General features: G+C 73.7%; 5 protein-coding genes. 3 read left to right on the top strand and 2 right to left on the bottom strand.

Annotated features, from left to right (window positions below; genetic code table 11):
• Positions 1-421: 421 nt before the first annotated feature.
• From OO60_RS43620 to OO60_RS43610, 3 genes are all read left to right on the top strand, one after another.
• Positions 422-2,473, top strand: coding sequence for a PQQ-dependent sugar dehydrogenase (locus OO60_RS43620; RefSeq protein WP_003097227.1), 2,052 nt, complete (start codon positions 422-424; stop codon positions 2,471-2,473).
• 26 nt (positions 2,474-2,499) lie between these two features.
• Positions 2,500-3,510, top strand: coding sequence for an SMP-30/gluconolactonase/LRE family protein (locus OO60_RS43615; RefSeq protein WP_033263595.1), 1,011 nt, complete (start codon positions 2,500-2,502; stop codon positions 3,508-3,510).
• Positions 3,511-3,694: 184 nt separating this feature from the next.
• Positions 3,695-4,837 (top strand): M48 family metalloprotease, encoded by a 1,143-nt coding sequence (locus OO60_RS43610; RefSeq protein ID WP_003097225.1) that lies wholly within the window; start codon positions 3,695-3,697, stop codon positions 4,835-4,837.
• Positions 4,838-4,900: 63 nt separating this feature from the next.
• Here the strand turns inward: OO60_RS43610 and OO60_RS43605 are convergent, their stop codons facing one another.
• Both OO60_RS43605 and OO60_RS43600 read right to left on the bottom strand, forming a co-directional pair.
• Positions 4,901-11,263 carry a beta-ketoacyl synthase N-terminal-like domain-containing protein gene (locus OO60_RS43605; RefSeq protein ID WP_033263594.1) on the bottom strand — a complete coding sequence of 2,121 codons (6,363 nt, stop codon included), beginning with the start codon at positions 11,261-11,263 and terminating at the stop codon, positions 4,901-4,903.
• Between the two features lie 20 nt (positions 11,264-11,283).
• Positions 11,284-13,410 (bottom strand): DUF6351 family protein, encoded by a 2,127-nt coding sequence (locus tag OO60_RS43600; protein WP_033263593.1) that lies wholly within the window; start codon positions 13,408-13,410, stop codon positions 11,284-11,286.
• Positions 13,411-13,658: the final 248 nt, after the last annotated feature.

Raw genomic sequence — 13,658 nt, 5'->3', positions numbered from 1 at the left:
ACCCCGGCCCGCCCCCGCCACCGGCCGGCCGGATCCGCCGCGACCGCGACCGTCCCGACGTTCCCGGCCCGCACCGCCGCGTCCAACGCGGCCTGGCGGGGATCCGTTGCGGCGGAAGCGAAACCGGTACCGGCGACCAGGAGCACGGCACAAACGCTGGAAACGACCCATCGACGCATGATTACCCCCCGGTGTCTGCAGTCTTCTTCGACGGTAGCGCAGAACAGCCGCCGCGGTAAGGGATCCGGCAGCTCCGGGATGTTGGATACCTGCTCACCGGTCTTGTGAGCGGCAAACTCTTTGCGCTACCGTGCTTGGGAGCGCTCCCAGGCTCGCCACCAGCGATAACGCCGAAACTTTCGCCGGACCCCCGTAAAGGAACACCATGCGAACTGCCCGAGGAAGGTTCCCTCTCCGCGCGGTGTGCACCGTGGTGCTGGCCGGCCTGGGTGTCGTGCTCCCGGCACCGGCCGCGTCGGCCGCCACCGTCGACACCGGCGCCTCGTACGTGCTCGTCAACCGCAACAGCGGCAAGGCTTTGGACATCGACGGCAGCGCCACCGCCGCGGGGGCCCGGATCACCCAGCGCACCCGCGACGACCGCAGCTCCCAGCAGTGGCAGTTCGCCGACGCCGGCGGCGGCTACTACCGCATCAAGTCCAAGCACAGCACCATGGTCCTGACTTTCCCGTCCACCGCCGACGGGACCGGCTTGGTCCAGCGCACCGACACCGGCCGCCCCGGCCAGCAGTTCCGGCTCGCGGACGCCGCCGGCGGCGACGTGCGCCTGCTCAGCCGGGCCGGCGGAAAGGCCGTGGACGTGCTGAACTCGTCCACCGCCGACGGCGCGCGGGTCGTCCAGCTGCCCGGTTCCGGTGATACCAGCCAGCGGTGGCAGCTGGTCGAGCTCGACGCCGACACGACGCCCCCGACCGCACCGGCCGATCCCCGCACCTCGAACCTGACGTGCACCGGCGTGACGCTGTCGTGGTCGGCCTCGTCCGACGACACCGGGGTGGCCTTCTACGACGTCTACCACGACGGGCAGCTCATGAAATCGGTGCCGGGCACGGCGTTGTCGGCCGAGCTGACCGTCGTGCCGGGCGTGACCTGGGGCCTGTACGTCAACGCCCGCGACGCCGCGGGCAACGTGTCCCAGGCCAGCGCCACGGTCCCCGTCACCGTGCCGCAGTGCCAGGCCGACACCGAACCGCCCACCACCCCCGGCGGCGTGACGGCGACCGCGTCGGGCACCACGGTCACCGTGCGCTGGACGGCGGCCACCGACAACGTCGGCGTCACGGGCTACGAAATCCTCCGCGACGGCACCGCGGCCGGCTCCACCAGCGGCGCGACCACGTTCACCGACAGCGGCCTGGCGGCGGACACCCGCTACCAGTACCAGGTGCGGGCGCGCGACGCCCAGGGCAACCGGTCGGCGTCGAGCACCCCGGTCGCGGTCACCACCGGCGCTTCCTGCGCCACGGCGTTGTGCTCGGTCACCAGGGTCACCACCGAAACCGACCTGCCGTGGGGGCTGACCACCCTGCCGGACGGGCAGGCGCTCTACAGCCGCCGCGACACCTTCGAAATCGTCCGCCTCGACCCGGCCACCGGCACGAAGACCGTCGTGGGGCGGATGCCGGACGTGGCGGGCACCGACGGCGAGGGCGGCGTCCTCGGCCTCGCCGTCGCCGCCGACTTCTCGGCCGATCCGTGGCTGTACGTCATGCACACCAGCGCCACCGACAACCGGGTGGTGCGCGTCCGGTACACCGGCGGCGTGCTCACCGGCAGCCCGCAGGTGCTGCTGACCGGCATCCCGCGCAACAAGTACCACAACGGTGGCCGCCTGCGGTTCGGGCCCGACGGCAAGCTCTACCTCTCGACCGGCGACGGCCAGAACGGCGCCTGGGCCCAGGACCTCACCAGCCTGGCCGGCAAGGTCCTGCGCATCAACCCCGACGGCTCGATCCCTTCGGACAACCCCTTCGGCACCGCGGTGTGGAGCTACGGCCACCGCAACCCGCAGGGGCTGGCCTTCGACTCCCAGGGACGCCTGTGGGAACAGGAGTTCGGCAACTCCGTCATGGACGAGACCAACCTGATCGTCCGCGGCGGCAACTACGGCTGGCCCGCCTGCGAAGGCACCACGGGCAGCTGCGCGAATCCCGGCTTCGTCGCCCCCAAGCACACCTACCCCGTCGCGGAGGGTTCGTGCAGCGGTATCGCCGTGGTGCGCGACGCCCTCTACATCGCCTGCGAACGCGGGATGCGGCTGTACCGGGCCGTCATCTCCGGGGACACCCTGACCGACGTCCAGCAGTACCTCAACGGCACCTACGGGCGGCTGCGCACCGTGGAACCCTCCGCCGACGGCGGGTTGTGGCTGACCACCACCAACCACGGCGACAAGGACAGCATCCCGAACAACAGCAACGAAAGCATCCTCAAGGTCGAACTCGGACGCTGAACCCCGCCGACGAAAGGACAGCCGTCATGGCGCACCGAAGGACAACGCCACGCCGTCGCATGTGGACGGTGACCGCGGCGGCGATCGCCGTCGCGGGTGCGGTGGCGCCCCCGGCGTCCGGCGCCGCCACGGGCTCGCCGTGCACCCCGGGCACCACCTACGGTTCGCCGTTGCCGGGCCCGGCGGTGACGTCCCAGCTCGTCCGCGGCGGCTTCACGTTCCTCGAAGGGCCCACCTGGGACCGGCGGACGGGCACCCTGCTCGTGTCGGACATGCAGAACCCCACCGGCCCCCAGGGCGTCCAGCCCGCCACCATGCTCCGGTACACCCCGCCGGCCACCTTCGAACCGTTCGTCGCGAACTCCGGGAGCAACGGACTGGCGATCACCGCCGACGGCACGCGGGTGCTCGCCGCCACCCACGACACCCGCACCGTTTCGGCCTACAGCCTGGCCGACCGCAGCCGGACGACCGTCGCGGCGGGCGCTCCCGGGCACGCGTTCAACTCGCCGAACGACCTGACCATCGCCCAGGACGGCACGGTCTACTTCACCGATCCCAGCTACCAGCGCGGCAACCGCGCCGACGAGCAAGGCGGCCGGACCGGCGTCTTCCGCGTCCACGACGGACTGGTCAGCCTCGTCGACGACACGCTGCCGCAGCCGAACGGCGTCGTCCTGTCCCCCGACGGCCGGACGCTCTACGTGGGCGCCACCGGCGCCGACGTGATCGTGAAGTACACCGTCCACCCCGACGGCACCACCGGGGACCGCACGACGTTCGCGAACATCCGGACACCCGACGGCGCGACCGTCGACTGCGCGGGCAACCTGTACTGGGTCTCCAACAGCGAGGGGCTCGTCCACGTCTTCTCCCCGTCGGGGGCCCGGCTCGGCACCGTTTCGGCCGGCCGCACCAGCACCAACGCGGCCTTCGGCGGGCCGGACGGGCAAACCCTGTTCATCACCTCGAGCGTGCCCGGTGGCGGCTTCGGCCTTTACCGGACGCACTTGAACGTGCCCGGCAATCCCTACTGAGTTACACCTGAGAATCAACCGTCCCGCGCCTAGTACTTTCGGCCGATGTCCGCACGGGGAAAACCCTCCGAAAGACGTGGGCCATTCCGGGGTTCCTCTTCCGGCACCGGTTCGACGGCCAGTAACGGTCCTAACGTGGCGGTGCTTGGTGATCTTCAACCGGAACCGAAGAGGGGAAACCACCTTGCCCGACCGGACCAGATTCCTCGGCAAAACCTTCGTGGCAGCGGGCGCCGCGGCGGCGCTCGCGCTCGCCACGGCGATTCCCGCGGCCGCGGCCGCACCGGCCACCGTCGAGCAGGACGTCGCGCAGCTGTACCAGGACGTCATCGACCTCTACGACGGCCTGCCCGCGGACGCGCTGCGCAACGTCGACCGGCTCATCGATTCGCCCGTCCCGCGCGTCGGCCAGCGCAGCCGGGCCGCGGACGGCCCGATCCCGGGCTGCACCGAAGGTTCGCTGCTGACGTACGCGAACAAGCTCGCGGCCCAGCTCACCCCGCTCGAGGGCCAGGCGCTCGACGCGCTGTCGGGGCTCAGCCAGCTCTACGTCCAGGGCGTCACGTCCGACAAGGCGCCGCAGGTCTTCGGCACCGACGGCCAGTACACCGGCCGTGCCACGGCCACGATCGACAAGCTGCGCGGCTTCTGGGACATCGAGAGCTGGAACATCCAGCTCGTCGCCTGGAAGGGCACCGACCTCGGCAGCCAGGCGAAGATGGCGCAGACCTTCAGCCTCGGTCTCGCGCCGGCGAAGGTGAAGGCCGCGGCCGCGCTCGCCACCAAGGTGCTGTACGAAGTGCCGGTGCTGCAGGGTGGCCGCAACCCGCTGATCACCCTGAACGCGTTCTCCGCCCCGGCGGGCAGCCTCGGCGGCAAGCGCGTGGCGCTCGGCGACGGCCTGCTCGACACCGTCAACGCCCTCGGGTTCGACGACGTCTCGGTGGAGTCGGTGATCGGCCACGAGTACGGCCACCAGGTCGACTTCGCCCACGAGAACTACCCGCGCAACGAGTCGTCCGAGATGGGGCCCGACGCCTACGGCGGCTACTTCGTCGCGCACGCGAAGGGCTTCGCCTGGAACGCCCGCACACAGCAGGAAGTGACGTACCTGGACGCCTCGATCGGCGACTGCTACCACAGCCACGGAACGCCGGACCAGCGCAAGGCCGCCGGCGCCTGGGGCGAGAAGCAGGCGACGACCCAGGCCAACCCCAACCGGGTCATCCCGTCCGCCACGATGATCGACAAGTTCCAGAAGGTGTACCCGAAGCTGATGCCACCGGCCACCGCACCGCAGGCCGCGGTGGCTGCCGCGCACGGCTGAGCCGGTTTTCCCCGCGCCGGGCCGGTTTCCCCACAGCGGGGAGGCGGCCCGGCGCGGGCTGTCCTACCGATCGGCCTGCTCCCGCAGGTACCGGGCCAGGTCGGCGACGGTGGGCCGGTCGAAGACGACGGTGGCGGGCAGGTCGAGCCCCGACAACCCGGTGATCCGGGTGCGCAGCTCGATCACGGTGAGCGAATCGAAGCCGAGCTCGGGGAACGGGCGGTCGTCGGCGATCACGGCGGCGTCCGGGTGGCCCAGCACCGCGGCGACCTCCGCGCGCAGCAGCTCGCGCAGCTCCGGCTCGGCCGGGTTCGCCGGCCAGCTCGCCCGCGCGGCGGGCAGCCCGGCGCCCGAACCGCCGGTGGGCGGGGCCAGCGACGCCGACGGGTCGAAGCGCACGGGCACCAGGACGGGTTCGGCCGAGCCGAGCGCGGCGTCGAACAGCGCCAGGCCCTGCTCGGCGGTCAGCCCTTCGACACCGGACGCGCGGATCCGCCGCTTGGCGGTGGCCGAGATCCGGTCGCCGAGGCCGGTGCCGAGCTCCCACAGCCCCCACGCCAGCGACAACGCGGGCCGCCCGGCCGCGCGGCGGCGGCACGCCACCGCGTCCAGCACCCGGTTCGCGGCCGCGTAGTTGGCCTGCCCGGCCTTGCCGAACACGCCGGCGACCGAGGAGAACAGGACGAAGGCCGTCAGCGGCAGGTCCCGGGTCACCTCGTCGAGGACCAGCGCGGCGTCCGCCTTGGGCCGCAGCACGACGTCCAGGCGGTCCGGCGTCTGGGCCGCGAGCACGCCGTCGTCGACCACGGCCGCGCTGTGCACGACCGCCGTCAACGGCGGGTCGCAGCTGGTGACCAGCTGCGTCACCGTGGCCCGGTCCGCGACGTCGGCCGCGACGATCCGCACCCGGGCGCCGAGGTCCCGCAGGGACGCGAGCAGCTCGCCGGCACCGGGTGCCGCGGGCCCGCTCCGGCTCACCAGCAGGAGGTGCCGGACGCCGTGCGTGGTGACCAGGTGGCGGGCCAGCAGGGCGCCGAGCGCGCCCGTCCCGCCGGTGATCAGCACCGTCCCGCGGCTGTCGATCGGCTGGGCGGGTGCGGGGGCGGTGCGGGTGATCCGCAGGACGTGCGGCACGCCGTCGCGGACGGCGATCTGCGGTTCGCCGCTGCCGCCGGCCAGGTCCGGCACCCGCGTCACGGGGAACCCCGGTTCGAGGTCGACCAGGCCGATCCGGCCCGGGTGTTCCGCCGCGGCCGCGCAGCCGAGTCCCCAGGCCGCCGCGGCGGCCGGGTCGGGATCGGGGCCGGTCGCGTTGCGGGTGACGAGGAGCAGCCGCTCGCCGCTGCCCTGCCAGTCGTGGAGCACGCTGAGCGCGTGCCCGGCCGCCGCGCGCACGTCACCCGGCGGGATTTCGACGGTCCGGACCGGTTCCGTGGCCGCGACCGGCGCCACCGGAATCCACTGTGGACGGTAGAGCATCGTGTCGGGCGCCGCCATCGGCCGGGTCGTCAGCGATGCGACCCCGGCCACCGGGTTCCCGGTTTCGTCGTAGAGCGTGACGCGGACGGCGCCGGCACCGAGGCGGACGCCGTGCACCCGGGCCCGGCGGGCGCCGGGCGCGTAGACCTCGACACCGGTCCAGAGGAACGGCACGCGCGGCTCGGCTGCCGCCCCCTCGGCGAGGGCGGTCGCGTGCACGGCCGCGTCCAGCAGGACCGGGTGCACCTCGAACCGGCCCCCGGCACCCGGCGGCACCTCGACCTCGGCGAAGAACTCGTCGTCGCGCACCCACAACCGGTGCACCGCTTGGAAAGCGGGCCCGTAGGCGTGCGCACGGTAAGCCTCGGCGACGTCGGCTTCCGCGGCTCCGGCCGGTGGCCACTCCCCGCTCCAGGCGGGCGGGAGCGGACCGCGCGGGCGCAGCTTCCCACTGGCGTGCTTCCTCCAGTGCTTTTCGTCGCGAGCCCGGGCGTAGACGTCGACCCTCGGCTCGTCCACGACGACCTGGACGTGGACGTCCTCGGCGTCCAGGCGCAGCGGAGCTTCGATCGTGAGCTCCTCGACGCCCGCTCCGCCGGCGTGCAGGGCCAGCTCCGCGAACACGGTTCCGGGCACCAGCACGGATCCGGCGACGACGTGGTCGGCGAGCCACCGGTGGCGGCGGACGCCGAGCGAGCCGCCGTGCACCACCCGCGGCGAGTCGGGCGCCTCGAGCGCCGGGCCGAGCACGGCGTGGCCGCCGTCGTCGTGCTCCGGGGACGGCGGGTCCAGCCAGTACCGGGTGCGCTTGAACGGGTACGTGGGCAGCGGCGTGATCCGCGCCCCCGAACCGGCGAACACCGCGGGCCACGCCACCCGGGCGCCCGCCGTGTGCACCGCGCCCGCCGCGGCCAGCACGCCGGAGCCCGACATCGTGGCCGGCACGACCGGCATGACGCCGGCGGCCAGGCGGCCGAGCACCGGCGCCGGGCCGATCTCGAGGCCGACGGCCGGGCCGGGCGCCGCCGCCGCGGCGAGCGCGTCGGCGAACCGCACGGCCGAGCGGGCGTGCCCGCGCCAGTGGCCCGGCTCGATCTCGTCGACCGGTTTCCCCGTCACGCACGAGACGAGCGGAAGGACGGGACGGTGGTGCCGCAGCCCGGCGGCGATCTGGTGGAACTCGTCGAGCATCGGTTCCACCAGCGGCGAATGGAAGGCGTGGCTGACGCGCAGCGGTGTCCCGCCACCGAAGCGATCGGCGAGCGCCTTCGTCGCGGCCGAGTCCCCGGAGAGCACGACCGAACGCGGGCCGTTGACGGCGGCGACGGAGACGGTGTCGCCCAGGTGCGGGACCACGTCCGCTTCGAGGGCCTCGACGGCGATCATCACCCCGCCACCGGGCAACGCGGCCATGAGCCTGCCGCGCGCGGCCACCAGCGTCGCCGCGTCCACCAGCGACAGCACCCCGGCGACGTGCGCGGCGGTGATCTCCCCGATCGAATGGCCCAGCAGGACATCCGGGCGCACGCCCCACGACTCGAACAGCCGGTACTGCGCGACGCCGAAGGCGAAGAGCGCGGCCTGCGCGTGGTCGGTGCGGTCCAGCGTCTCCTCGCCGGTGAAGGCGATGTCCCGGCCCAGTGCTTCGCACGCCTCGGCGAAGGCGTCGGCGAACACCGGGAACCGCTCGGCCAGTTCCCGGCCCATTCCGGCCCGCTGCGCGCCCTGCCCGCCGAACAGCACGGCCAGCCGCGTTCCACTTCGGACGGTCCGGCCGGGCACGCGCCCGTCGGCGACGGCGCGCAAGGCTTCCCGGTTCGCCCCGGGCACGAGCACGCGGTGCGGGAGCGGCGTCCGCCGGGCCAGGGTGTAGGCGACGTCGACGGTGTCGGGAGCTTCGGCCAGACCGGCCGCGACGAGCCGGAGGGCGTCGCCGTCCGCCGCGCTGAGCAGCCAGGGCGCCGCGGGGAACGGCGGCCGCACCGGCGTTTCCGCCGGCGGTGCCTCCTCGACGATCACGTGCGCGTTGGTGCCGCCGATCCCGAACGCCGACACCCCGGCCCGGCGGATCCGGTCCGCGTGCGGCCACGGCCGCGCCTCCGCCAGCAGGGCCACCCCGCCCGCCGCCCAGTCGACGTGCGGGCTCGGCTCGTCCGCGTGCAGCGACGGCGGCAGCTGCTCGTGCTGCAACGCCGTCACCATTTTGATCACCCCGGCGATCCCGGCCGCGGCCTGGGTGTGGCCGATGTTCGACTTCACCGAGCCGAGCCAGAGCGGCTCGCGGCGCGGGCCGCGCCCGTACGCCGCGATGAGCGCGTCCGCCTCGATCGGGTCGCCCAGCGGCGTTCCCGTCCCGTGCCCTTCGACGGCGTCGACGTCCGCCGCGGTCAGCCCCGCGTCCGCGAGTGCCGCCGCGATCAGCGCCTGCTGGGCACGTCCGCTGGGTGCGGTCAGGCCGTTGGACGCGCCGTCGGAGTTCACCGCGGTGCCGCGCAGCACGGCCAGCACCGGGTGCCCGTGCCGGCGGGCGTCGGACAGCCGTTCCAGCAGGACCACCCCGGCGCCCTCCGACCACGCCGTGCCGTCCGCTCCGGCCGCGTAGGACCGGCAGCGGCCGTCCGGGGAGAGGCCGCGCTGGCGGCTGAAGGCCTGGAACGTCCGCGGGGTCGCCATCACCGTGGACCCGCCGGCGAGAGCGAGCGAACATTCCCCTTCACGCAGCGCTTTCACGGCCAGGTGCAGCGCGACCAGCGACGACGAGCAGGCCGTGTCGACGGTGAGGGTCGGCCCGGTGAGCCCGAAGGCGTAGGAGATCCGGCCCGAGGCCACCGCGTGCGAGGAGCCGATCCCCAGCCACGCCTCGAGTTCGTGGGGGTCGGTGAACCGGCTCGCGTAGTCCTCGTGCATGACGCCGACGAAGACGCCCGTGTCGCTGCCGCGCAGCTCGGCGACATCGAGCCCGGCCCGTTCGAACGCCTCCCAGGACGTTTCCAGCAGGAGCCGCTGCTGCGGGTCGGTGGCCAGCGCCTCGCGTGGGGAGATGCCGAACATCCCGGCGTCGAAGTCCGCGAACCCGTCGAGGAACCCGCCGCGGCGGGTCACCGAGTGCCCGATCCGGTCCGGATCCGGGTCGTACAGCCCCGCCACGTCCCAGCCGCGGTCGGCGGGGAACTCCCCCGTCGCGTCCACGCCGTCCGCCACGAGCCGCCACAGGTCCTCCGGCGACCGCACGCCGCCGGGGAACCGGCACGCCATCGCCACCACGGCGATCGGTTCCGCGGACGGCGCCGGGGCGGCCCGCGGCGGCACCGCCGGGGCGGCCCGCGGCGGCACCGCCGGGCGAGCGGAGCCGAGCCGCGTCAGCTCGGCGATCACCGCGCCCGGCGTGGGGAAGTCGTAGATCAGCGAGTGCGGGACGGGCACGCCGGTCAGCGCGGTGATCCGGTGCCGGAACTGCACCCCGGCCAGCGAGGACAGCCCGAGGTCGGTGAACGGCCGGTCGCGCCAGCCGTCGCCGCCGTCGTGCCCGCAGAGGGTGATCAGCTCGGCCCGCACCACGGCCGCGAGATCCGGCTGCTTCAGGGCGTGCCGCTTCGGTTTGCCCGACGCGGTCCGCGGGATCGCGTCGATTTCGACATACGCCACCGGCACCTTGTGCAGCGAAAGGCGGCTGAGGCAGCGGCGGCGCAGTTCCTCGGCGTCGAAGCCGTCCGGCCCGGCGACCACGAACGCCACCGGCACCTGCCCGACGACGTCGTCGGGCCGTCCGGTCACCAGGACCTCCCGCACCGACGGCGATTCCTCCAGCACGGCCTCGATTTCGGTCGGGTGGACGTTCTGGCCGCCGCAGACGATGACGTCGTCGACCCGGCCGGCCAGCACCAGCCGGCCGGCTTCGAACCGGCCGGCGTCACCCGTGCGGTACCAGCCGTCCTGCAGCGGCGACCCGGGCTGCCCGTGGTAGCCCAGCAGCAGGCCCGGGCCGCGGACGAGCACCTCCCCCGCGTCGATCCGAACCTCCATGCCGGGCACCGGGACCAGTCCCGGTTCACCGGGCCGCTCCACCGCGAGCTTCCCGCCCGTTTCGGTGCTCCCGTAGCCGTCGACGAGGGGCAGGCCGAACAGCTCCCGGACCGCGGCGCGGGTCGCCGGCGTGCACGGCGCACCGCCGGTCAGGCACAGCCTCGGCGAGACGACCGGGCCGGCCGCCTCCTGGCGGAGCCGGTGGTACGTGGCCGGCACCCCGGCGAGCACGCAGCCCGGGTACTCGGCGAGCAGTTCCGGCGTGCAGCCGTCGGCGAGCCGGGTGTGGGCGCCGAGCGCGATCGTGGCGGTGAAGGCGAGCGACAGGGCGTAGGCGTGGTGGGTCGGCAGCGGCCACACCACGGTGTCACCGGGCTCGATCCCGAAGACGGGGACGTAGCAGGCGGCGGTCGACCACAGCAGCGCGCGTTGCGAGAGGAGCACGCCTTTCGGCCGTCCGGTGGTGCCGGAGGTGTAGAGCAGCCAAGCGGGCTCGTCCAGCCCGAGGTCGTCCCGCGGCGCTGCCGCCACCGGCGGCGGTGGCTCGTCGGCGAGGAGCACCCGCAGCCCCAGCCGTTGCCCCCGCTCGGCGTGCCGCGCCTCGGTGATCAGCAGCGTCGCCCCCGAGTCGTCGGCCAGGTCGGCGAGCTCGGCCTCGGTCGCCCGCGCGCTCACCGGCACCCCGACGGCCGCCGCGCGCAGCACCGCCAGCAGGGCGACGGCGAACTCGACGCGGTTGCCGACCTGGATCAGCACGCGCTCGCCCCGGGAGACGCCGAGCGCCGCGGCCAGCCCGGCGCCGGCGCGGGCCAGCTCGCCGTAGGTCAGCGTCCGCTGCCCGTCGGAGTAGGCGGGCCGGTCCGCGGGGTGCGCGGACAGCGACGTCAGCAGCGGCTGGATGAATTCGGTCCGGATTTCCTCCACCGCTTCGGGTATACCGCAAATCACCGCGGCTTCGTCGGCGGCGTGGTGCCGGTCCGTTCGTCTCCGTAGCTCAGCCAGGTCCCGATCGGCGGCCGCTGCCCGGCGCCCGGACGGCCGTAGTCGCAGACGCCGCCGGGGAACGCCGCCCGCAGCCGCGTCCGTTCCGCCGCGGTGAAGGTGACCGGGTAGTCGCGGAAGTCCAGGGGCTTCAGCCGGCACTTCAGCACGTCGAGGGCCAGGCTCTCCCCCGCGACCATCCGCGTGTCGGCCGCCACCGGGTACTGCGCGCCGCACCGCCCGCTCGCCGGGTAGGTCAGCTGCTCGGTGATCCTGGTCGTCGGCGAGAGGTAGCAGCCGTCGCCGAGGTCGGCCGGCCGGTTCGCCAGCACCTTTTGCTGGCGGGTCCGGTGCGAGCGGTCGGCGTCGACGGCGGTGAGCCAGCGGTCCATCGCGTCGAGTTCGTAGGCACCGGCGGCCGCGGCTTCGGCCGCGGTGGGGTGGTTTTCGATGATGACCTGGTTGCCCGCGGTGCCGTTGGCGCGCAGCAGCCGTTGCCGCAGCACGTAGGACCACTCGGTGGTGTGGATGTCGTTGCCGAACCCGGCGAAGTCGAGGTCGGTCCGCTGGTCGATGATCGGCGTCTCCCGCAAGCCCTGCGACGCGGAGTTCACGATGTCCTCGGCGTACACCGTTTCCAGGGCCTTCGGGTCGGCCGCGATCCGCTGCGGCACCGGTGTTCCGGTGTAGTCGAGGCCGCCGATGGTGGCGTTGAGGTCGGCGAACTGCGCCGCGGAGATCGTCCCGGCCTTCAGCGCGTTCAGCCCGTACTGCACGCCGGTGGTGTCCAGCGGGCTGCGCACGAACCCGGTCTTCGGGTCCCGGCCGAGCTGGTTGACCAGCTGCTCGTTCGAGTTGCACTTCACCCCGCCCGGGTTCGTGACCGGATCCCACCGCGCCGCGACCGGGATGGCCGCGTTGCAGCTGCCGGTCGCCGTGGCGCGGCTGGCGAAGGTCTTGTCCCAGGAGACACAGGTGTCGTAGCTGCCGAAGCCCGCGACGGCCTGCTTCTGCGCCGCGGTGAACGACGCGCCCGGCCCGGCGAAGTACCGCTCCAGCAGGCGGCAGTCCGACACCGGGCCGCCCGTGCTCAGCGGGTCCGGGAACGAGACGCCGGGGATGATGCCGTCGACGATGCCGGGGTAGTTCTCCGCGATGTCGTACTGCTGGATCGCCCCGCCCGAGCCACCCCAGCCGATGGTGTGCGCGATCGGGCCGTAGGTTTCGGCGAAGTGTTCCTTGACCATCATCGCCGCCTCGGCCGAGATGATCGGGCTGCAGTTGGTGTCGAGCACGTTCAGCGTCGAGGACGCGACGGCGTAACCGCGCGCCAGGAACAGGTCGTTGACCACCCCGCCGGTCGAGGTGCCTTGGTGGTAGCCCGCGTTGCAGCCGCCGCCGAAGGTGTAGACCAGCTTCCCGTTCCAGGCGGCGTCCGGCGCGACGGGCGACGGCGTGCCGTCGTAGAGCGCCGCCAGCTCGTAGACGGCGCGGTCGATCGTGCCGCGCTCGACGCGGACCACGTACGGCACCGCGCGCCCGCCGACGGTGGCCGTCGCGAGGTCCGCGGGCCGGGTCGCCGGGTCCGCCAGCGGCGCGAACGTCCCGGCGGTGGTCCGGTACTGGTAGCTCACCTGGGTCGGCGCGCTGCACAACGGCGGCGACGCGGCGGGGAGGCCGAACGCCGGGGTCTCGCAGTAGAACGGCTGCTGCTGGGTGCCGGAGAAGACGGGCCCGGTGATCGGGTGGTTGGTGACGCGCAGGTTCGCCCGCCGGTCCCTCGTACTGGCAGCGAGGTCGTTGACGCCGTCGCGCAGGCCGGTGACCAGGCCGAGCAGGCTGCCGTCCGGCTGGGCGCGGAAACTCGGGGTGACATCGCGGCCGTTCGCGCTGACGGTGACGCGCTTTCCCGCGGGAACAACCTTGACCAGGACCTGTCCCCCGCTGACGAGCGCGGGACGCGGGTTCGACACGGTCTCGATCGTCAGCGGCCGCCAGGGTGCCGCCACCGCCGTCGTGGCCCCCGGCAGGAGCAGCGGGGCGGCCAGGACCGCGACCACGACGGATGCGCGCACAGCACGGTTCGCCACCGGACACTCCGCTCGCTAGTGGCACCGCGTCCTCGCGACACCGGGCTGCAGCCGGTATAGCACCCGAAGCCCGGCGGGAACAACGGTGCCGGCCGGCGCAGCGGCGGTCCGGTGACGCCCCGGCAACGCCCGGATCGCGGCGCCGCGACGGGCCGCCCGGCATCCTGCGACCGCCTGGTACCCCGAGCTGACCAGCGAAGGCGCCGGATGCCACCACCCGTGAAAGCCCGCGGTCCACGACCGCCTGC

The organism is Amycolatopsis vancoresmycina, from assembly GCF_000716785.1.
In the GTDB taxonomy this organism is placed as follows: domain Bacteria; phylum Actinomycetota; class Actinomycetes; order Mycobacteriales; family Pseudonocardiaceae; genus Amycolatopsis; species Amycolatopsis vancoresmycina.
This window is presented reverse-complemented; position numbering and strand designations above follow the sequence as displayed.